Here is a 19,446-nt window from a genome sequence, read left to right as displayed (position 1 = left end):
ATAAAAGCAAAAAGGAAAATGGGGAGACCGTAAACACAAATTCTTAACAAGCAGGAGATGCAGTCATGGGTGAACCGAAGGCCGCAGTCGCAGAAGCAGTAAAAGCTGCCGACGATATTGACAATGCTATTGACAAAGAACTAGAAGAGATTGAATCTGATGAAAATGATCAGATGGAGGAAATCTTACAGGGTCAGGACGAACTGCAAAAAAATCTCGATGCAACCCAGCTCTATTTAGGTGAAATTGGGTTCTCACCGCTTCTTTCCGCAGAGGAAGAAGTGTACTTCGCAAGGCGAGCACTGAGAGGGTGTGAAGCCTCCCGCAAACGAATGATAGTCAGCAACCTTAGATTAGTAGTAAAAATCGCTCGACGATATAATAATCGCGGTTTAGCGCTATTAGACTTAATCGAAGAGGGTAATCTCGGTCTTATTCGGGCCGTGGAGAAATTTGATCCTGAGCGGGGTTTCAGGTTTTCAACCTACGCGACTTGGTGGATTCGTCAAACCATTGAGCGCGCAATTATGAATCAAACTCGCACCATTCGACTTCCAATTCATGTAGTAAAAGAACTCAATGTGTACTTACGTGCAGCTAGAGAGCTAGCGCAAAAGCTTGATCATGAACCGACCGCAGAAGAGATAGCTGAAGCCTTAGACAAGCCTGTAGAAGACGTGAGTAAGATGTTGCGTCTCAATGAACGAATCACTTCTGTAGATACGCCAATAGGCAGCGACAATGACAAAGCGCTGCTTGATATTATCGCAGATGAAAAGGGGCATGGGCCAGAGGATGAACTTCAAGATAAAGACATTAAATCAAGTATCGTGAAGTGGCTTGAGGAGCTCAACCCTAAACAAAGAGAGGTACTTGCCAGACGCTTCGGATTGATGGGCTATGAACCCTCTACTCTGGAAGATGTTGGCGCTGAAATCGGTTTAACACGGGAGCGGGTCAGACAAATTCAAGTCGAGGCGCTAAGGCGATTAAGAGACATGTTAGGCCATCAGGGTCTCAACTTAGAAGCCCTATTTAACAAAAATCAATAAGTTATCAGCGCCCTTGGCCAAGGGCGCTTTGACACATGCCCTGATTTTTTGCACACTGAGGTGATAACGACGGATAGATATTCTACCAATGGTAGAACACTGCCACACCTTAACCCTTATCACTTTTACACGAGTGCTGGAAATACTTTAGGGACGCTATGACAATACGCTGGTTATTTTTTATTTTAATATGCTGTTCGTTGCCCGCTCATGGTGTGACATTTACCAATAGCGACGGCTCCAATCTGTCAGCGGTATGCATTGCCGCAGCCAAATCTGACGATGCACTTCGAGAAGCACTTAAGCAATTTGGATTTAATCAGCGTGACCTTGATGTATTCACTTGCAATGGCCTACCTATTGACGAATTTGCGAAACGTTACAACGATACCGAAGGCAATGACATAGTCCGTGTTTATGCATTCGAAGCAAGAGAAGACAATCGTGAAACGCAACTTTGCGTAGCAGCAGCAACGTCAAATCAAACCTTCATTGATGTTAAAAATAGGCTTTTTGGTCAAAAGCGGGTATCTGACATATACTGCAACGGCATACCTATCGAAAAATTCGCGAGACGCTACGGTAACAAACAGTTTTCGCTACATTAGCTAGATTGTTTAACTCCCACTTTTTTCAATGTAAGAAAACGGTAGGCATATGGATTCCGATCGTCCTCGTTATGCTTTTCTTCATCGATTAGCGACCACTCAAAGTCTTTCTGATAATCGGGAAAGCATGTGTCCCCTTCAGCATCGAGTTCTATCTCGGTTAAATACAGCGTGTCACAATGTGGAAGAAAATAGTCATAAACGGTGCCTCCACCAATAATCATGATTTCGTCGACATTTTCACTATGCTCTTGTGCATAAACTAAAGCCTGCTCACAAGAGCTGACACAAGTCACATTGTCAGGTTTAAAATCCGGATTACGGCTAATAACAATGTTTAATCGACCGGGAAGCGGCCTACCAATCGACTCGAACGTTTTCCTACCCATAATCACGGGCTTGCCGAGTGTAACGCGCTTAAAGTGGGCGAGATCAGCAGGTAAATGCCAAGGCATTGTGTTGTCTTTACCAATTACGCGCCCGTTAGCCATGGCTGCAATCATTGATATATTCATGAATAGATAACTCTGAGACTTATTTACTGAGCAGCGAGTATACATAGCCACAGTAAAAGAATCATCGGCTTAGATAAACTTTTCACGATCTTCAATTCTCAAGTTTGTAACATATTATCGAATTGAGCTCACTGATTTACACATTGAATCCCAATGGTGTGAGTGACAATCTCAACAACGTATTAAAGATAAGTACGCGTATTATCCGAAGAGGCGCTTGTCCCAATTTTCCACTTTACCTGACTCAAGCCTAAGGCGAGCAAGCCTCCGCCAGCTCTCACTCAAGGAATCGGTTTCAGCCACCGCGCTCAACAACTGCGGATCTAATGATGGACTAAAAATTATAAAGTTTATTTTTGCCAATGTCAGTCCTGACGAATTGGGTTCCAATAAGGTAAGTGTATCATTAGGCTTGACTTCCCCTTCCTCTAGTACTCGGCAATACCAACCCGTTCGACCTGATTGCTGGACTTTAACAGACATATCTGGCACCTGAAACTTTGCGTTTAGCTTAAAACAAGGCTGCCTTCCTTGAGACACCTGAATGACCGTATCTCCCAAGCGAAAAATATCTCCTACTCGCACGTTTCTCTCATGAAACTGAGTACAGGTAATGTTTTCACCAAATGAGCCTACTTCAATAGGATTAGGGGATTTGACTACTTTACGCCAGTACGCATAATGACCTCGATGATAAAAATGCAATGCTTTCTCTGGCCCGCCATGGAAGCGCCGATCGGCTTGATGATCGCCCTTCAACCCCTCTTTCGTTAGAAAAAGTGGTGCGTTATATTCAGATTTGTTGATTCCTGACAGCAGATCTGAGCCTGGTATTTGCTTTACTTCGCCAATTCTAACCGACGTGATCGTTTCTGCGTTAGTGTGTTTTTCGATGGTCATTGTTCCACTATTCTCTACTGGTTTCTGAGGGTAATATTTTCACACCACTAGTATTGATTCAACACCTTATTAGTCATATAGTTTGTTCGTTAACTATCAACACTAAGGAATAACTATGTCAGAAGCATTAAAAGACTTTCCAGAGAGCTTACAAGCCGACACACCGAAAGATGGATTTGCACTAGCAGTAAAGTTGTCTCGTTTGGGCGTAAAAGTCACTCAACCTGATATGGAGGTTTTGAAATCACTACGTCCTGAATACGCCAATAATACGCGCGATCTCATTGCGTCCAGCCAGGTTATCAGCATTCATTATCAAACGATTGCTGCAGCAAATAACTACTGGAAATAAGCAAAATGCACCTATAATCAGGTGCATTTTCTATATACTCTATCCAACAAAAAAACCGCAACGAAGGAAAGCCTCTACTCTTTGCACCTCGCGCGGCCCGCTGGGGATAAACCTAAAATTTATTGAGGGCAGCCTTGCATCGGAAGGATATGATATCCTTTATTCGCTATATCAATTTTAATTTGATCATTAGCCGTCTCTGTGTGACAAAAGGCACATGATTGCTGTTTAACAGATTGTTGCTGTACATTAATTGAAGATAAATATTCTTTTACGTAGTCAGACACAAACTTTGTATTATCATCGTCAACGATAACATCAAAATGATAATACTTACCTTCTTCAGACGTAACGTGTGTATCAAAAACATGTACTCTCATTTGTAAATCCTTCCTTTACTACAATGCTATTACTACAAAACTATATTTTTTGGTTCTATCAATTGCAGACACAATAGGTTCGAATGAAAACCATAATGCAATGCAATTTTTCGAAATGCAAGCATCTAGGTTAACTTTTTAACCTGAATGCTATTTGACTAAAACTGTGATTTTTTCGGAGACTACCGCTTTATCATGCGGTGTGTGCAAATAATCCCCCAACACCAACTGTAAGGTGTGCTTTCCCTTTGGCAGGGTAATAATTGTTTCCGTTTGACCTTTACCGAAATGGCGTACATTTTCATTTGCAGGTAGAGGCTTAGACATATCTGGCAACGTCGATTGGTCTATTAATAGATGATGGTGACCTGTATTCGGAAAATCTATGCCAGCTGGTGCAATCCCCATTCCTTTCAATCCAAAAACAACGTTAAATGTGCTTGGCACAGTCTGACCATCACTCGGATAGATAAAATACGCTTTAGCAGTATCTGCCATTGAAGAGAAGGACACACTGCACAACAACAAAACCCATGTCGCTGCTCTACGAATTTGACGTAACATGATGCTTTACTCCGAAATCAGACTTTGAATGTGCATAGCTAGTTGCATATCATCAACCGCGCCAAAAAGGTGATGGCGAAGGTAACCTTCTTTATCGATTATCAGCGTAGTCGGTGTTCCCCTCATGTCATAGAGAGACATGGTCTGAGGTATAGGCGTGTTAGCAGACGCAACATCAATACCTACAGGAAAGTTGATTCTATATTCGTGCATAAATGCAGAAAGCGTGGCTTCTTGCATTGCTTCATGATGCTCAAACACCGTGTGCAAACCGAGTACCTTTAACTCATGATCTGCAAAAATTTTGCGGGCTTTTATCGCTTGTGGTATCGCGTGTGTTACACATCCAGGACATAGCAATTGGAATGCTTCAATCAACACCACCTGCCCTTTTAGGGAATCAAGCGATATATTGTCATCAGTACCCAACCACTTGCTTACTTTAAGCTCAGGTGCCTTCACTTTGGTCACAGAAACTCTCCTTATCCTGCCTTATTCAAAGGGTGAATTAAAAGCGATACTGACGACAAACCAGGGTGTATTGCCGTCAGTACCTAAACTTTTATTCAGAACGCATGATCTTACCTGGTAGCGACAAGTCACCAGATGCTACGTCGTGTACACCTGTAACACATAGTAGTGGCGCTTTACCTTCTGCGTGTACCATTAGCTCGGCAGTTACCGCGTCGAAGCTCACCATTTCTGTATCTTTTACAGGTACGGTAATTTTAGCGATCTTGCCATCAAGAATTGGGCTCATGCCAGGGCTGTCTAATGCAATCGGTAACATAGGTGCTGTAGCAGGAAGCAAGTCAACACCAGGTGAAACGTCACGTACTTTGAGTCCTGCACCACACGCTTTTTCTTCTGTCAATACAACCCAATGTGAGTGCCAATCAGCACCATCATTCGCTGGGTTACCGTCGCCATCTTCATCGAACAAAGGCGTGTCATCAAAATCAGGGTGAGCGGTTATCGCCAAAGCAAGGATGCCCGACTTTTTGTCAAAGCCAACCACTTCCGGATCTAAACTTGTTGGCCAAACATAAGATTCAACTTTCGCACCTGCCAACTTACCAATTGCTTTAGGCTTTTCGCTTCCAGCAACACCTGCTACTTCCATCATGAATGTAGTAAGGCGGCCGTCTGTAGACGCAGAAGCGTTAGTGATATCAAACGCTTGTTTTTTGCTTCCGTCTACGTCGCTTTTAATACTGTGCGCATTAACTTGCGTTGCTGCGAATAAAGTTGTGCCAAGTACCATGGCGATATGTGTCAGTTTCATTTTCATTCCATCCAAGGTTAACGTTACGCCGACCATGATAGTATCGTTTCGACACCACTGTAAAGCGCTGTTTAGAATTTTATTTAACATACTTATAACTATATGTTCGAAATAAAAGCAATTTTTCTATTGACTTTGTGAATCACGATGCGCAAATATAGATTCGAATCAAAACCAATGGAGATGAGAGATGAGTAAGGCAGTGTTTTATCATGCGGGTTGCCCAGTGTGTGTATCAGCAGAAGAGAAAATTCTTGATGTGGTAGATAAAAACAAACTGAACCTAGAAATTGTTCACTTTGGCAATGCAAAAGATCGTATTGGCGAAGCTGAAAAGGCGGGTGTTAAATCTGTGCCAGCGCTAGTTATAGACGATCAGGTACTACACATTAATTTCGGCGCAAGCATGGAAGATGTTAAAAGCAGCTTGAATGCGTAATGTCGAATCAGATTAAAAAGCCAGTATCATTACTGGCTTTTTCTTATGGGAGAATGTGAAATCTGTTTATAGGTTGATGGTTTTAAACCAATCTAACCATACTTTATCTGCCGCATCCTGCATTTGACGAACGTATTTAGCCGTATCTTCGCGTAGCAACTTCACTGAAACCCCCTCTGTTGCGCTAATTTCACAAAGGTGTCCGATAAACCAACGCTCAATACTGGTCTCTGTAACTTCTGGGTGAAATTGCAATGCAAGCACGTGGTCGTCGATTGCAAACGCTTGATTCGGGTAATTATGATTTCCAGCTAAATGGGTAGCGCCTTCAGGGAGTTCAAATGTATCACCATGCCAATGTAAAATAGGAACGCGAGTAAGGTGACGCAATGGATTACTATCACCAGCGGTGATTTCAAGCTCGCCCCAACCAATTTCTTTTACTGGCCCTGCATATACGCGGCCTCCCATGGCATGAGCGATCAGCTGAGCACCGAGGCAAACACCTAGCACGGGCTTTTTCATTTCAATGCGTTGCTTTAGCAGCGAAATCTCATTTTCTAAGAAGGGAAAATCTTCAACGTCGTATACGCCGATGGGACCACCTAAAACGATTAACAAATCACTTTCAAGTATCTCTTCTGTGATGGGCTGCATACCCGCTTCAATATATTTGATGTTTGTATCAAATTTCGCAAGGGCAAGCTCTATATTCCCTAGCCCTTCAAACGCCATATGACGTATAACGTGTACGGTTTTCATGTCTGTGTCCTTAACCAACAAAGAGCTGCTAGGCAGCTCTTGATGAGAGCCGACAAACGGCTCTCATTTTCTTACAAAGGTTCAAATTAACGAAGTGAACCTGATACGAAACCACCGTGAGGCATCGTCAATCCATCATTTTCATCATACACCTTAACAACGGTATCTGTTGTTGTATCGATTTTGATGATGAAGCGTGACGCGTAGCTTGTTAGGTAGATGAAACGCTCGTCAGCTGTTACGCCCAAACTATGTGAAACGTTGAAACCTTCAGGCAATTCTACGCCTGGCTTCAGACGCTTAATGAACTTAGGCTCATTCACATTAGACAAATCGTAGATAGAAACATATCCATCATTACCATAAGTACCGTCTAAGCTATCTTCTTCAGCAACGTAAAGCTTGCCTGCTGCAACAGCGATGTCTGATGCTGAACGGAATACACCTGATTCTGATGCGTCGTTAGCCGCATCTAGGATCTTCTTAGCCGTTCCTTCCCATGCATCGATTACCCAAACGCTAGGAGGAATGATGTCTTGACCAGCTGGTGTCAAAGACGTTGGACCAAACTGCATAGATGCTGTTACCACATAACGCTCGTCAAGCCATACGTTGAAGTGAGTGAATGCTGCTTTTGCATTCTCATCACCTAGAGGGATAACTTTTTCAAGTGTTAATTTACCGGTTTTCTTATCAACGCTATACAAATCTACGTCTGTATCGTCATAGTAGTAACCTGTAGACAAGCCCAATGTGCCTGATTCGTTGAAGAAAATACCGTGGGTGTAATCAGTTACGCCTTCAATTACAAGTGGATCGTGGTCTGCAAATTCAAGATTCTTACCATCAATGATACGTACCTTGTCGTCTGTCCACTGTGTGAAATACGCAAAGTTAGAATATGGCAAGATAGTTGGGCCGTGAATTTGCGTCATTGGAGGCTGAGTCCATGAAGCAATAGGCTGTAAATCAGATGTTTGCGTCGGCACATTGTACTTTGACGTTGTTCCTGCAGGCTCAGCTTCGAGTACTTTTACCACTTCTAGATCTGCGTAGCCTTGCTCCCAGAACAAACGGCGCGCCTTAAGCACGACCACACTAGCAGGATCTTCTGCGCTCGCATCTGTAGTAACGTAGATCCATTTGCCATCTGCAGAGATGATAGCATGCTGTGGACGACCACCTGGCCAACCCCACAATCCAGTTAGGTTTTGTTGAATCATGAAATCATTGTCTGCATTTACCAGAATGATTTCACCTTCCATCATATCAAGTGCAACGTAGGTATTAGACAAACGCTTACTGAACGCAAGTGGCTTACCTTTAATTGACCAGAAATCGAAAAATGCCGCTTCTTCAGCACCATCCATAAAACTGCCCGCGTCAACATTCGCCAACGCGTTACCTGATACCAAGCCAGCAGCGGCCATCATTGCAAAACATAATGTCTTCTTCATAATAATCTCCTTTCCCATTATTTACAGAGATAGAACAACGTCGCTCTTGGGACGGCTACAGCAGAGCAAAATCATTCCGTTTTCCTTATCTGATGGCAAAATGCCACCAAGATCATTCATATCCACATCACCTGCTTTTTTCTGCACCTGACATGAACCACAAATTCCTGTTCGGCATGCTGACCGAACCGTAATACCTGCCTTTTCAGCAAGTTCAAGAAGTGTTGATGAACCATCAGCACTTACTTCTATTCCACTGTCTTCAAATTGAACACGGTATTCCGCACCACTTGCGACGACCTCTACAGGCTTCTCAGACTTCGGTGAAACGAAGGCTTCTTCATGAAAGCGGTCAAGCCCAATACCTTTATCAAGCAAGTGCTGCTTAATATTGTCCATATATGGCTTGGGACCACAGGTATAGACGCGTCGTTGAGGCAAATCTCTCACTATTACGTCCATTAATGCACCATCAAGTCTGCCTGTTATGCCCGTCCAGCTGTTATCTGGATCAACTTCAGGTAGAACGATAAAAGAAAAGCCTGGAATCTGGGCCGCAAGCGCCTTGAGTTCGGCGTATTCAATAATTTGCGTAGGTGAACGCACTGAAAAAACCAGCAATGCATCAACGCTTTTAGCAAGATCTCGCCACGTGCGTAAAACAGATAAGAAAGGGGTAATACCACTTCCCGCTGCTAAAAAGAGTAACTTATCTGTTGCGTGCTCATCTGGAGTAAAAAATCCATAAGGGCCTGTGCACGAAAGCTCATCGCCAACGTTTAAATTTTCATGGAGCCAGTTTGAACCTCTACCATTTTCAACTTGTCTGACAGAAAACGAAATATTGTCATTACACGTTGAAGACGAACAACTGTAGCTTCGCGTGATAGTTCCTTGAGGTGTTGGAAGATCGAATGAAACAAATTGACCAGGTAAAAATCGCATTGTTTTTGCTGGTTTAAATACAAAAGTTTTCATCCCTTCAACGTCGTTTCTTACTTGAATGCAGCGAAAGATATTCTCTTCCATGATCACTCCTTACAGTTTTGTTTCGATACCTATATGCGGTAAATATAAGTACCATTCATTTTTCCTTCACTTGGTTACAAAATTATTAACCATAAAATAAACTTTTATTTCTTCTTATTTTTCAAGCACTTAATAGGTTTCCATACGGTAACCTCAATCAACAGGAAAAGAATTTAACCAGTTTTAAACAAAAATTCAACTTTTATTTATAGATTTTATTCGATACTATACTGGCGCTTATTTGAGCAAATATGTTTTTCTGGAATTTGAAAAAGGGAAAGGAACGATGAATTCACAACACCATCATCATGAAGACCACAACCAAGTTTTAGAAGTACTTTCTAACTTGGAAAAGTTATGGAATACCCGTGCAATGGTGCACAATGGGGATGTTAATCAGAAAATAGCGTTTGATGCTAGCAAGCCGGATTTTAAAGAAAACTTACTTCCATTTTGCAATCATGACAGCTGGAAACAAGCTGATCCCGCATTAAAAGCGGCGGTGCTATCTTATGGTTGGATTATTTACAATCAAAAGACGATTAATATCGAATCTAAGTTAATCACGCCTGTATGTGATTTACTTATTGAGGGAGCATATCCTGGATCACAATCACCGATTATTCAAAACGTTATCTCGCAAGCACTCGTAGACGAAGCGTTCCATACGCTTTTATCAGTGCAAGGAATTAACATTGTTTATCGTGAAAGACAGATCCAGCGTGTAAGCATGCCTCAGTTTGAATTGATCAACCAATTACATAGACTGTTGGATAACTGCCAAACGTCAGACGAGCAAAAGCTCATTCGTTTAGCGGTAGCAACTGCGTCGGAAACGTTGATCACTGACTATTTGAGCGATCTTGCCAATGACAGAGAGATCCAGCCGCTATGTTACGAATCAGTTGCAGCACACGCAGCAGATGAGTGGAGCCACGCGAGTGTTTTCTCATATACCATGGCTGAGATTTATCATAGTCTTTCAGAAAAACATCAACGCTTCTACCTGAACGCATTGCCTGCAGCGATCGCATCATTTGGTGATAGCGAATGGGATGTTTGGGCTCAGGTTCTTGAGCAAATTGGCTTCCCTAACTACAAGCAAATGCTGCTAGAGAGCAAGGAAGAAACAGACTCGGGTATTGAGGTTGATCTGAAAGGTGTCAGTAAGTTACTAGGTAGTCTCGGTATTGATGAAAGCGAGGTAAATCAAATTGCTGCGTAATCTAAACGGTAAACGACTTATCTTGTCTTTTTAATAGGTGAGAGGCACCCAGTCAGGACAATTAGAGCTCACACTCTTATCTAGGTGCCTCTCATTTTTCAACGCTTTCCTTTTCTAGTTCTTCTTCTCTAACGTCAAAGCTGTGCTCTCGACAAATTAGCTCACCTGCAGCTTTAGGTAAATCTTCTTTGGTCAATTCACAGTAAAAATTCAATGGAGTTTTGTTTCGGTGAAATCGGCAGGTTTTGCACATGCCAAATCCTGACTTGCCAGCATCTCGCTGTAATTCAGACAGTAATGATTCTAACTGCCATTCCAGCGTCAAATGATCATCTGAGGGCAACTTATTAAGCACGTTAGAAAACGCACGAGGAGGCATCTCTTGATTGACGATTTCCCTACCTTCATCAGTCAAATGTACGTGTACTACACGTTTGTCATTTTCATCCGGAACTTTAGTCAGTAACCCTTTAGATTCCAACAATGAAATTGTTTGAGAAATCGTACCTTTGGTGGTGTTGAGATACTCTTTGATAGCGACTGGCGTATTACTATATTTATTGCAGCGACTGAGAAAATACAGCACTTCCATATGAACAGGATGCAACGATAGTTTAATGCCAGATTGTTTCATCTCACTACGATAAAGCGCACCAAGGCGCTCGAGAAGGTCTGTTAAGCGATCAGGATTCATCATATGCAAATCTTTGTTTTAACTCGAAACCAATATAACACAGATAGTTACTGTGTCAAAAATGTGAAGTACACTTCACCTAAAAGGTTATTTTTTATTCTGATGTATAAGGTATACAGTTTACATAAAAACTGCAATAAAAATCACATATAATATTAACTAGTTGAAATTGATAATTTTTTGAGCTTACAGGTGTTTTTATTTAATTTTTTTTGTACAAATAACAATCACGAGAAATAACCTTACCGAAGAGAGAAAATTATCTTACCGAACCAAAAAAAGCCCCGCTATCTGCGGGGCTTTCGTAGTGAGTCGCTACTCTCTGGTGTAAATGACTTCGACATCATAATCGTCATCATCCCAATCATCGTCGTCGTCATCATCATCAAGTTCCACATGCTGATGTGCAGCAATCGTCTCTTGATGATATGTATCCCACTTGAACTCTACTTCCTCTTCAACCTCTGCCTGTTCGTCTATTGGAAGCTCCTCAATAAACTGCATCACTTCGTGGCACAAGGCATCAGTATTCTCTTTTTGAAAAGCAGAGATTTGGAAGACTGGGCCATTCCATTCTAGGCCCTCGATAATACGCGACGTAATTTCTTCAACTTCTTCTTCAAGTAACAAGTCAATCTTATTAAAAATCAGCCATCTAGGCTTGGCTGCGAGTTTCGGACTGTAGTTTTCTAACTCTTGAATAATTGCCTTTGCATTTTCAAGAGGATCTGAGCCATCAACCGGTAGCAAATCAACCAAATGTAATAAGATTCGGCATCTCTCTAAGTGCTTAAGAAAGCGAATACCCAAACCAGCACCGTCAGAAGCCCCTTCTATAAGGCCAGGAATATCGGCGATAACAAAGCTCTTTTGCGCATTTAAGCGCACCACACCTAGATTCGGTACTAAGGTGGTAAACGGGTAATCTGCGACTTTAGGTTTTGCAGCTGAAACGGAGCGAATAAACGTCGATTTACCCGCATTTGGTAAGCCAAGTAGGCCAACATCGGCAAGTAGCATCAATTCAAGTTTCAGATTGCGGATATCACCAGGTGTACCATTACTCTTTTGTCGTGGTGCACGGTTTACGCTACTTTTAAATCTGGCGTTACCCAAGCCATGGAAACCACCTTGCGCAACTTTGAGTCGTTGCCCATGCTTAGTAAGGTCGCCAAGCACCTCACCAGTATCTTGATCTGTCGCTCTTGTGCCTACAGGCACTTTTAATTCGAGATCTTTACCTTGCTTACCGGCGCAATTTCGACCTTGCCCGTTCTGCCCTCGCTCTGCACGATGAAAACGCTCAAAACGAAAATCAATTAAGGTATTTAAGTTTTCATCTGCACAAAGATAAACGCTGCCGCCGTCTCCGCCGTCTCCGCCGTCAGGCCCACCTTTGGGTACAAACTTTTCTCGACGAAAACTGATGGTTCCATTTCCACCATCCCCGGCTTCGACGCGGATTTCCGCTTCATCTACAAATTTCATTACTTACCTCAATTGAGAAACAAGAATTACGATCAAATTATGCATTAGGGCAAAGACTAATCTTAGTTGGGAATTTACCAGACTGAAACTCTGGTCGTATAACACTTCAGAAGAGATCTAGTTTAAACCTGCTCTACCTAAGTCTGATTGGCCCCATTCGGCTAGCAAACGACAACGTTAATCGTATTTTATCGAAGCATGTTCAGACATGCACAATGCCATTATCATAAAAAAGCCCCGCACATCAGGCGGGGCTCTTTATCAATTTTTTATAAAGGTCAATTAAGCAACGATACTTACGTACTTGCGATTTTTTGGACCTTTAACTTCGAACTGAACCTTACCGTCAGACAAAGCAAATAGAGTGTGGTCTTTACCGATACCTACGTTGTCACCAGCGTGGAAACGTGTACCACGTTGACGAACAATGATGTTACCAGCCAATACAGACTCACCACCGAAACGCTTAACACCTAAACGTTTACTTTCTGAGTCACGACCATTTCGGGTACTACCACCCGCCTTTTTGTGTGCCATCTTTCAGTACTCCTATTAAGCGCTAATGCCAGTAATTTTCACTTCAGTGAACCACTGGCGGTGGCCCATTTGTTTACGAGAATGCTTACGACGACGGAACTTGACGATCTTAATTTTGTCGCCACGACCGTGAGTAACTACTTCAGCAGTTACTTTGCCGCCTTGCACATAAGGCGTACCGATTTTAACATCGTCGCCATTGCTAACCATCAAGATATTATCGAACTCAACCGTCTCACCCGGCGCAACTTCGATCTTCTCAAGACGAACGGTTTGGCCTTCAGCCACACGGTGTTGTTTACCACCACTTTGGAAAACCGCGTACATATTAAACTCCGCTCTGCGTTTTCATAACGCTATACAATTCTAAAACAGGGCGCGAATTGTACGTGAACTGACCTTTTCAAGCAACCCCAAAATTCGTTTTTTTTGATTAAATTAGCATCAATTTATCTTTCTGCTGGCTTTCAAGCTGATAAAGCGCTTCTAGACTGGATACCTAGACGGATTTCTGTAAAATCGTCGGCATATTAATGCCTTGAATCAGAATTGCTCAAATATAACATGGATATCAATCAGATCCGAACACTTGCCGATGCAGATATGCAATCGGTTAATCAACTTATTCAAAACCAAGTAGACTCTGATGTTGCCCTGATCAATCAGCTGGGATTTTACATCGTAAACAGTGGTGGTAAGCGATTACGGCCTCTGATGACGGTACTTGCTGCACGCGCACTGGATATTAGTCATGATGAGCACCATACACTTGCAGCAATTATTGAATTTATCCATACCGCGACATTGCTTCACGACGACGTGGTTGATGAATCAATGATGAGACGCGGGCGCGAAACCGCAAATGCGGTATTTGGCAATCAAGCCAGTGTGCTCGTGGGTGACTTTCTTTATACGCGCTCATTCCAGATGATGGTGAGTTTAAAACGTATGCGCGTCATGGAAATTTTATCTGATGCCACAAACGTGATAGCTGAAGGTGAGGTGCTGCAATTAATGAATTGTAATGATCCTGACACGACTGAAGCGCGATATATGCAGGTAATTTACAGTAAAACGGCAAGATTGTTTGAGGCCGCAACTCTGTTAGCCGCGGTGATCACCGATCAATCTAAAGAAATTGAACATGCTATGGCAAACTATGGAAAATATTTAGGCACGGCATTTCAGCTCGTGGACGATATTCTCGATTATGCAGCTGACAGCGAAGAAATGGGTAAAAACGTTGGTGATGACTTAGCCGAGGGTAAGCCAACACTACCGCTACTGTATGCAATGTGGCATGGAAATAGCGAACAGGCTGCCATGATTAAGCAGGCTATAGAGTCAGGTAATGGCATGGAAAACTTGTCGCCAATTATTACTGCTATGGAGCAAACTGGCGCCTTAGACTACACCAAAGCCCAAGCAATCAAAGCAAGTCAACAGGCTATAGATGCCCTTAGCGTTTTGCCTGAGTCAGAGTATAAGCAGGCATTAATAGGGTTAGCGCACATTGCAGTAGAGCGCGCGGCATAATCAACAACACAGGCCGCAGAACAATAAACCCTCGCATATTTAAAAAATATACGAGGGCTCGTTCATTCACTTAGCGATCAATCATTAGCGCCATGTTGGCCTATTATTCTGAATCTCATCAACCGATGAAACGCGTGAATCAGATGTATCAAGTAACGCCAATTGTCCCTGATCGAATAGACGTACCATCCCAACTTCATAAGGGGCTTTTACACCGGCAGCATTTACGATTTCTTCGTTGAAAGGCAGAATGAGCATCTGCTTACCCGAATTCACATCGTGAGCCGCATGTGCTTCTGCAACCGGAACGAGTTTTCCCTGATGGTTAGTACCGTAAAGCACTGCTCTCGCCTCAAATCGACTAGGAACGATAGCTTCATACGATACAATAGCTCGCAGTGTGTCGGAGGTTTCAAAACGGGTGTTAACCAATTGAGCTGTTGTATTTTTCATCGCCACTGCGACTTTTGCATTACGCAGTACTTGTTTTCCATCAACCTTCGCATCCATTGTCACCTGAACCTCATAAAGTCCATGAACCGGACTGAGTACGGTGGAAAGCGCTGGGCTTTTTACCTGTAGCTGCTCGTTGGCCGACTCAACAATAAGATCAGTAATCGCCCCATCTGGCGCAACCAATTGCGCTTTGTACTGCGGATCAGATAACGTGCTTCTATCAATGATCTGGCTTTTTCCTTCGGTAAACGAAAATGTAGCCAAGACATCCTGATCATCAGTGATATTTTGCGTTGGCGCTCGAAGTTTAAGTTGATAAGGAGAAGATGACTCTTTCACTGTCACAATGAATCGATCATCATCGTTAAACGCTTGATTCGAGCGTAAGGTAAGATCGTTGTCGATTTCATGATGTTTCGCGGTTATCGCGACACTGCGGGCAAACAATCCCGTTTGTGCCAACGATTCCTGAGACACTTTTTTACTATCGACATAACGACCATTTCTACTAATCAACTGTAGCTGATCCGTGTCGATCACCTTTTGATCAGCCTGTGATCCCTTCAATGACAGTAACACAAGTGCACTTTTAGCTGTTGTATTTAGATCTATCCCTTTACGAAGCTCCGCGCCTGTTACTTCACGCCAGTAAGACTGACTCATTACAGACTCTTCTTTATTTGATTTATTAAGTGTGGTGTCCGCTTTAATTGGAAAAGTATAAGTAGCATATCCTTGATTGGCGATAGCTGCGCCACTAGCAAGTAGCGCACTCAACGTCGCCGCTAATAAAGATGTGGTAAAAATTTTCATTATTGCCTCCTAGATATCATTACGCAGTTGAGTATCAAGACCGAAACATTGGCGTCTGGATTGTTGATGACTCAACGGCTCTCTGCCACTCATGCGATCTTTATCTCGGAACCAAACATAGCCAGCAGCAGACTGAGAACTACATTCAAGAAAGCCATCTGAACAGGAATCTAACCAGTTTTGGGTAAACTCAAGTGCAACTTGATTTTGATATCCTCCACAGTAACTATCACTGTCCCAAACTGCAGATTCCACATCGGTGCCAACCACGGATTTGAAAGGTTTAGGTAACGCTGGACGACCTGCTGTTCCTAGCAAGTTATTGTTGTTGTAGTAACTCATCCAACTACGTTGTTGCTGCTTAACCGCATCAGATTTGTAACCCAGCAACCAGCCGACAGCCGACTCAAATACATTGCCAGCTATTGCAGCATCAGCAAGAGCAGTTCCGCCGCTAGACGGCGCCAATGCAGTCACATTTACAATTTTATTAATAATATTTGGAAAGCGGGAATCTGTGGTCGGGTTTGACATTACCCAGCGCATCATGTTGCCACCATGAGAGTGAGTAATTACATACATTTGAGAGATATTCTGTGATTGAATAAATTGTGTGAGCTGGCTTGCTAAACAACCAGTTGCAGCCGCATCCCACATATTCTTTTCAAAATCACAATTTACAACGACATAGCGATTTGAATTGGGTGCCCCAGACATCACTGAACTAATAAATGATCGTGTCCAGTAATTATCTTCTGCATTGTTTTGAGAACCCGTTCCATGCACGAATGCGACCCCGTAGTTCGCTGACGCTACGCCAGATAAACACAGTAACGATAAGCCTAAAGCCAACCGTTTCGTGCTTTTAAATAGTGTTGTGAGTGTTAATTTCATGAGTGTGCCCTTTGTTGTTTTGGGACACCCATACTAGTCTGACCTCCAGATGAGTGTAATATTTTTACCTCATAAGAATTTGCATTCTAATAACAACTTATTACAAATACTTAACAATTTATTTATTGACTTTAGAGCAGCTCAAAGCTGTAGAGTGATCGAAATTTGTTCAAAGGTTAATGTATGAAGCCACGAAATTTAGAATTTTACGTTATAGAAAGGGTTAAAAAGTATACTTTTAGCGATAATAATTGTGAATCACGATTTCGGTATTTAGAGGAAGCCCACGTGATTGCTCAATACCATACCTTCTATCACACACTAGTCCATGTAATCATGCTAATAGATGGAATAAAACGCTTATCTTTAAGAGAAGCGAGCGGTCAAATTATGCGTATTGTTGGGGCGCTAACAAAAACACCTCTCGGGCTCCTGCCTGATGGTAACACAGGGGGAGCGAATATTAGTCCGTTTAAACCACTTCCTGTGCCTATCAAACTGAAAAGAATAATTGCGCGAATTAGACCACAAAAGCACCGTTAAATATTAATGCGAGAACAAATTGGATAAATCGCGAAATGCTTTGAATTCGAGTGCGTTACCACTAGGGTCGTGAAGAAACATCGTGGCCTGCTCGCCGGGTTGTCCTTTAAACCGGATATAAGGCGCGATGACAAAATCTGTCCCGACGTTGTCCAGCGTATCAGCGAGGGAGTGCCATTCTTTCCAAGGTAACACAACACCAAAGTGCGGAACAGGCACATGTTTTTCATCCACCACGTTAGTATCTGGCACGCTCGGCATCGCCTTAACTAAATGCGTAACAAGCTGATGGCCGTAGAAATCCCAGTCAATCCAATGATCGTCACTACGTCCCTCTGAGCATCCGAGAAGCTCTCCGTAAAATGCACGGGCATGCGCAAGTGACGTGACGGGAATCGCCAAATGAAAAGGAGGGATAGCTTGCATAACGTTCCTTTTAGAGTAGCCGTTTCAACCAGGTAAATTTAAATCGGTTAAATGGAGGATAGCGTAATGGTACGTCAAGCCAGAATTTACGGCTCATCACACTTTTTAAATGGCTAAATGTATCAAATCCGGTTTTGCCATGATATGCCCCCATGCCGCTATTCCCTACGCCACCGAACGGCAAGTCAGGGTTTACCATAAACATAAAGCCATCGTTTACACAGGCACTACCAGAACTTGTCTGCTGAAGTACTTTTTTCTCTACATCTGACTTATGGGTAAAAAGGTACAGTGAAAGTGGTTTTGCACGCTCATTGACAAAGGTAATTGCATCAGCAAGGTTATCGTAAGTAACAATAGGCAGTATCGGCCCAAAAATTTCTTCTTGCATAACAGAAGAATGCAAGCTTGGCTCGCGTATTATTGTGGGAGAAATATAACGATTAACTGGGTCAACGTCACCGCCAAAAATAACATTTTGATTCTCTAGATATCCCACCAACCGCTCGTAATGGCGTTTGTTAACAATGCGGCCATAATCTTTACTCTTCTTTGGCTCTACACCATAACATTCCTGAACTGCTTTTTTTAAGGCTTCTTGAAGTGCACCAGCAATAGCAGCATCTGCTAATACGTAATCTGGTGCAACACAGGTCTGACCGGCATTCATCCATTTGGCCCAAACAATCCGCTTTGCCGTCACCTCTATGTCAATGTGTTTATCGACAATACACGGGCTCTTGCCACCTAATTCCAGCGTCACAGGGGTTAAATGCTCTGACGCCGCCCGCATGACAATTTTTCCGACTTTTTCTCCACCCGTATAGATAATGTGATCGAACTTCTGCGCCAATAAAATCTGTGTTTCTTCTACAGCCCCCTCTACGACGGCAAATGCATTGTCGTCAAGATACTTAGGAAGCAACATTTTTAATAACGCAGAGGTAGACTGTGATAACTCAGAGGGCTTGATGATCGCATGGTTGCCCGCTGCGATAGCTGCAATAAGCGGTGCTACAACAAGCTGAAACGGATAGTTCCATGCACCGATGATAAGCACAGTGCCTAATGGCTCAGGTAGTATGTAGCTTTTTCCGGGTTGTGCGACAATAGGGGTCGAAACACGTCTGGGTTTCATCCAGCCTTTCAAATGCTTAATCGTATGATCGATGTCACTGATCACGAAACCAATTTCAGACGTCCAACTCTCAACCTCACCCTTTCCTAAATCTTCATACAGGGCCGATGCCAATTTGTCTTGGTTCTCAACTACCATAAGACGCAAGCGCTTCAATTGGTTTACGCGCCACTGATAATCCTTACTCAAGCCCAGAGTGAAATGCTGCCTGACCGCGCTAACCAGTTGTGCGATAGGATGCTCTGCCTTTTTAGTCGAAGTGTGTAAATGAAGGTTGGTGACGCTCATTTTCAGAATCCATTGTGACTATGTTCAAAGCCATTATGGCATAGCTGGTTAAAATGTTAACAATT

At 42.8% G+C, this 19,446-nt stretch carries 24 protein-coding genes; 7 read left to right on the top strand and 17 right to left on the bottom strand.

Going from position 1 to position 19,446, the window contains the following annotated elements:
• The first annotated feature begins 65 nt into the window (after nucleotides 1-65).
• Both rpoS and OE749_RS07890 read left to right on the top strand, forming a co-directional pair.
• The gene (rpoS, locus tag OE749_RS07895; protein WP_263711893.1) at nucleotides 66-1,052 is read left to right on the top strand and encodes an RNA polymerase sigma factor RpoS; all 987 of its coding nucleotides are present in this window, start codon (nucleotides 66-68) and stop codon (nucleotides 1,050-1,052) included.
• 158 nt (nucleotides 1,053-1,210) lie between these two features.
• Entirely contained in the window at nucleotides 1,211-1,660 is a 450-nt protein-coding gene (locus OE749_RS07890) for a hypothetical protein (protein ID WP_263711892.1), read from the top strand.
• Here OE749_RS07890 and folA read toward each other — a convergent pair.
• Nucleotides 1,657-2,175: a type 3 dihydrofolate reductase gene (gene folA / locus OE749_RS07885; RefSeq protein WP_404828145.1), complete on the bottom strand. Its 519-nt coding sequence runs from the start codon at nucleotides 2,173-2,175 to the stop codon at nucleotides 1,657-1,659. The genes OE749_RS07890 and folA overlap by 4 nt on opposite strands.
• Before the next feature lie 201 nt (nucleotides 2,176-2,376).
• Nucleotides 2,377-3,075, bottom strand: coding sequence for an MOSC domain-containing protein (locus tag OE749_RS07880; protein WP_263711891.1), 699 nt, complete (start codon nucleotides 3,073-3,075; stop codon nucleotides 2,377-2,379).
• Between the two features lie 115 nt (nucleotides 3,076-3,190).
• Here OE749_RS07880 and OE749_RS07875 point away from each other — a divergent pair, with 115 nt between their 5' ends.
• Entirely contained in the window at nucleotides 3,191-3,427 is a 237-nt protein-coding gene (locus OE749_RS07875) for a hexameric tyrosine-coordinated heme protein (RefSeq protein ID WP_263711890.1), read from the top strand.
• Nucleotides 3,428-3,546: 119 nt separating this feature from the next.
• Here the strand turns inward: OE749_RS07875 and OE749_RS07870 are convergent, their stop codons facing one another.
• The 4 genes from OE749_RS07870 to OE749_RS07855 all read right to left on the bottom strand — a co-directional run bounded on the left by OE749_RS07870 (nucleotide 3,547) and on the right by OE749_RS07855 (nucleotide 5,656).
• Nucleotides 3,547-3,807, bottom strand: a complete 261-nt coding sequence (locus OE749_RS07870) for a DUF2024 family protein (RefSeq protein WP_263711889.1) — start codon at nucleotides 3,805-3,807, stop codon at nucleotides 3,547-3,549.
• Between the two features lie 150 nt (nucleotides 3,808-3,957).
• Nucleotides 3,958-4,371 (bottom strand): DUF4399 domain-containing protein, encoded by a 414-nt coding sequence (locus tag OE749_RS07865; protein WP_263711888.1) that lies wholly within the window; start codon nucleotides 4,369-4,371, stop codon nucleotides 3,958-3,960.
• Nucleotides 4,372-4,377: 6 nt separating this feature from the next.
• Entirely contained in the window at nucleotides 4,378-4,842 is a 465-nt protein-coding gene (locus tag OE749_RS07860) for a peroxiredoxin family protein (RefSeq protein WP_263711887.1), read from the bottom strand.
• Between the two features lie 91 nt (nucleotides 4,843-4,933).
• Nucleotides 4,934-5,656 (bottom strand): hypothetical protein, encoded by a 723-nt coding sequence (locus OE749_RS07855; protein ID WP_263711886.1) that lies wholly within the window; start codon nucleotides 5,654-5,656, stop codon nucleotides 4,934-4,936.
• A 190-nt stretch (nucleotides 5,657-5,846) separates the two neighbouring features.
• Here OE749_RS07855 and OE749_RS07850 point away from each other — a divergent pair, with 190 nt between their 5' ends.
• A complete protein-coding gene (locus tag OE749_RS07850) occupies nucleotides 5,847-6,095 on the top strand; it encodes a thioredoxin family protein (RefSeq protein ID WP_263711885.1) in 249 nt (82 codons plus the stop codon).
• Between the two features lie 66 nt (nucleotides 6,096-6,161).
• Here the strand turns inward: OE749_RS07850 and OE749_RS07845 are convergent, their stop codons facing one another.
• From OE749_RS07845 to OE749_RS07835, 3 genes are all read right to left on the bottom strand, one after another.
• Nucleotides 6,162-6,857: a glutamine amidotransferase gene (locus tag OE749_RS07845; protein WP_263711884.1), complete on the bottom strand. Its 696-nt coding sequence runs from the start codon at nucleotides 6,855-6,857 to the stop codon at nucleotides 6,162-6,164.
• An 86-nt stretch (nucleotides 6,858-6,943) separates the two neighbouring features.
• The gene (locus OE749_RS07840) at nucleotides 6,944-8,314 is read right to left on the bottom strand and encodes an LVIVD repeat-containing protein (RefSeq protein ID WP_263711883.1); all 1,371 of its coding nucleotides are present in this window, start codon (nucleotides 8,312-8,314) and stop codon (nucleotides 6,944-6,946) included.
• A gap of 21 nt (nucleotides 8,315-8,335) precedes the next feature.
• Nucleotides 8,336-9,343 (bottom strand): flavin reductase family protein, encoded by a 1,008-nt coding sequence (locus tag OE749_RS07835; protein WP_263711882.1) that lies wholly within the window; start codon nucleotides 9,341-9,343, stop codon nucleotides 8,336-8,338.
• A gap of 286 nt (nucleotides 9,344-9,629) precedes the next feature.
• On the opposite strand from OE749_RS07835, the gene OE749_RS07830 reads away from it, so the two are divergent.
• Nucleotides 9,630-10,568, top strand: a complete 939-nt coding sequence (locus OE749_RS07830) for a diiron oxygenase (RefSeq protein ID WP_263711881.1) — start codon at nucleotides 9,630-9,632, stop codon at nucleotides 10,566-10,568.
• A gap of 91 nt (nucleotides 10,569-10,659) precedes the next feature.
• Here OE749_RS07830 and OE749_RS07825 read toward each other — a convergent pair whose 3' ends face one another.
• The 4 genes from OE749_RS07825 to rplU all read right to left on the bottom strand — a co-directional run bounded on the left by OE749_RS07825 (nucleotide 10,660) and on the right by rplU (nucleotide 13,614).
• Nucleotides 10,660-11,265: a MarR family winged helix-turn-helix transcriptional regulator gene (locus OE749_RS07825; RefSeq protein ID WP_263711880.1), complete on the bottom strand. Its 606-nt coding sequence runs from the start codon at nucleotides 11,263-11,265 to the stop codon at nucleotides 10,660-10,662.
• 312 nt (nucleotides 11,266-11,577) lie between these two features.
• A complete protein-coding gene (gene cgtA / locus OE749_RS07820; protein ID WP_263711879.1) occupies nucleotides 11,578-12,750 on the bottom strand; it encodes an Obg family GTPase CgtA in 1,173 nt (390 codons plus the stop codon).
• 282 nt (nucleotides 12,751-13,032) lie between these two features.
• On the bottom strand, nucleotides 13,033-13,287 hold the full coding sequence (gene rpmA / locus OE749_RS07815) for a 50S ribosomal protein L27 (RefSeq protein WP_263711878.1): 255 nt from the start codon (nucleotides 13,285-13,287) through the stop codon (nucleotides 13,033-13,035).
• Between the two features lie 15 nt (nucleotides 13,288-13,302).
• Nucleotides 13,303-13,614 (bottom strand): 50S ribosomal protein L21, encoded by a 312-nt coding sequence (rplU, locus tag OE749_RS07810; RefSeq protein ID WP_263711877.1) that lies wholly within the window; start codon nucleotides 13,612-13,614, stop codon nucleotides 13,303-13,305.
• A 237-nt stretch (nucleotides 13,615-13,851) separates the two neighbouring features.
• Between rplU and ispB the strand changes: the two genes are divergently transcribed.
• A complete protein-coding gene (ispB, locus tag OE749_RS07805; protein WP_263711876.1) occupies nucleotides 13,852-14,823 on the top strand; it encodes an octaprenyl diphosphate synthase in 972 nt (323 codons plus the stop codon).
• Between the two features lie 84 nt (nucleotides 14,824-14,907).
• Here the strand turns inward: ispB and OE749_RS07800 are convergent, their stop codons facing one another.
• Nucleotides 14,908-16,092 carry a DUF4785 family protein gene (locus OE749_RS07800; protein WP_263711875.1) on the bottom strand — a complete coding sequence of 395 codons (1,185 nt, stop codon included), beginning with the start codon at nucleotides 16,090-16,092 and terminating at the stop codon, nucleotides 14,908-14,910.
• Between the two features lie 9 nt (nucleotides 16,093-16,101).
• A complete protein-coding gene (locus OE749_RS07795; RefSeq protein WP_263711874.1) occupies nucleotides 16,102-16,986 on the bottom strand; it encodes a lipase family protein in 885 nt (294 codons plus the stop codon).
• A 183-nt stretch (nucleotides 16,987-17,169) separates the two neighbouring features.
• On the opposite strand from OE749_RS07795, the gene OE749_RS07790 reads away from it, so the two are divergent.
• Complete coding sequence (locus tag OE749_RS07790) at nucleotides 17,170-17,529, top strand: DUF3703 domain-containing protein (RefSeq protein WP_263711873.1); 360 nt, start codon at nucleotides 17,170-17,172, stop codon at nucleotides 17,527-17,529.
• Between the two features lie 3 nt (nucleotides 17,530-17,532).
• On the opposite strand, the gene OE749_RS07785 is transcribed toward OE749_RS07790, so the two are convergent.
• Together OE749_RS07785 and OE749_RS07780 are read right to left on the bottom strand one after the other, a co-directional pair.
• A complete protein-coding gene (locus OE749_RS07785) occupies nucleotides 17,533-17,955 on the bottom strand; it encodes a VOC family protein (protein WP_263711872.1) in 423 nt (140 codons plus the stop codon).
• A 10-nt stretch (nucleotides 17,956-17,965) separates the two neighbouring features.
• Nucleotides 17,966-19,381: an aldehyde dehydrogenase family protein gene (locus tag OE749_RS07780; RefSeq protein ID WP_263711871.1), complete on the bottom strand. Its 1,416-nt coding sequence runs from the start codon at nucleotides 19,379-19,381 to the stop codon at nucleotides 17,966-17,968.
• Nucleotides 19,382-19,446: the final 65 nt, after the last annotated feature.

The organism is Fluctibacter corallii (assembly GCF_025751585.1).
Lineage (GTDB): Bacteria > Pseudomonadota > Gammaproteobacteria > Enterobacterales > Alteromonadaceae > Fluctibacter_A > Fluctibacter_A corallii.
This window is presented reverse-complemented; position numbering and strand designations above follow the sequence as displayed.